The organism is Micromonospora sp. NPDC047738, assembly GCF_040642675.1.
Taxonomy (GTDB): domain Bacteria; phylum Actinomycetota; class Actinomycetes; order Mycobacteriales; family Micromonosporaceae; genus Micromonospora.
On the sequence record NZ_JBEYSO010000081.1, the window covers coordinates 1 to 1,465 of the forward strand.

1 pseudogene is annotated in these 1,465 nt (G+C 70.2%); it reads right to left on the minus strand.

The annotated features are described in order from the left end of the window. Window positions 1-995, minus strand: a pseudogene (locus ABZ783_RS37395) (hypothetical protein); the annotation flags it as partial. Between the last annotated feature and the right edge of the window lie 470 nt (window positions 996-1,465).

Sequence of the window (1,465 nt, forward strand, 5' to 3'; positions counted from 1 at the left end):
GTCAGCTCCACCTTCTCCAGGTGCGCGCTACCGCCCCGCTCGACCAGGATTGCGCCACCGTCCGCCTCGCCCTCCTTCTTCTCTTCCTTCTTCTCTTCCTTCTTGCCGTCCTTGCCGTCCGACCACGAGGACCCGTCCATCGCACCCTGCCCGCCGGGCGCGCCCGGCATGCCCGGGGCCCCCTGTACGGCACCCGGCGCACCGCCCGGCGCGCCGCCCTGGGCACCCGGCGCACCGCCCGGCGCGCCGCCCTGGGCACCCGGAGCACCGCCCGGCGCGCCGCCCTGGGCCGGCGCACCGCCCGGCGCGCCCTGCGGTCCCTGGGGGCTCCAGGGGCCCTGCGAGCCCGACCCCGATGACGGTGCCTTGCCGTACTTGAACTCGGCGGCGTTGCCGTCCTTGAGGGTGAGGTCCTTCAGGGTCAGTTCGCCGCCGTCAGCGACCCGGAAGAGCCGGAAGGCGTCCTCGGAGTCGCGCTTGATGGTGGCGTCGTTGCCCTTGATGGTGATGTCCTGCCGGATCGTGGGCAGGGCCGTGCCGGACTTCTTGTCGGCGAAGTCGAGCTCGTAGACGCAGTCCTTGGCCAGCTTCAACGTGCCACCGTGATCCCGGTTGGCCAGGTCGATGGCCTCGACCAGCTTCTCGTCGCGGCAGGGCACCTCCCGCACCCGGCGGCCGTGCTCGTCACGCTCCTCGCCGCGCTTGCCCTGTTCCTTGCCCTCCTGGCCGCGCTCCTTGCCGTCGCGGCCTTTCTCGTCCCGGCTGTCGTTCTCCTCGCCCTTGGCGGCGTCGTCGGTGAGCTGCTGAGCGGTCGACCACTTCACGTCGGCGAGCCGGTGGGGGCCCACCGCCCCGGTGGTCGCGTACGCCACACCCGCGAGGCTGACCGCTCCCGTCAGGCCCACGACGCCCGTGGCGAGCCAGATCCGGCGGCGCCGGATCGGGGGGACCGCCTCACGGTTGGCGTCATCGCTATTACGAAGGTAGTTGGACATCGGAGCTCTCTGCCCTCTCCTTGTACCCGACAAGGTCGCTTCGCCACGGCGAGGCGGCCTTCGCTACAAATCGGTTGTAGCTGCTGAAGAACACCGTATGAGAAGCTTCTTCACCTCGTGCGCGTATGCGAAAAAAACCCGCATAAGGGTGCGGGTGGCACGGTCGGCGGCACGGCGGACCGGGATGCTGGAGCGGACCCACGGGTGGCCAGAGCGCTGCGGAGGGCGGAAAGCGGGCGGTGCCTTACCGCGCGGCCCAGCGGTGACGGCCGCGACGAACCGCCCGGTGGTGACCTGAGGGGGAGGGGAGCCCCCTTCCGCTGCTCCGCGGCGGAAAGGGACTCCCCGGTTATGTGGTGGTTCAGTTGAAGCAGCCCTTGACGGTGCCGCCGCAGTTGGTGGGGTCGTTGTCGGTGATGGTGGTCTTTTCGTCGAGCTTGACCTTGCCGTTGTTGTTGAAGACGCCGCCG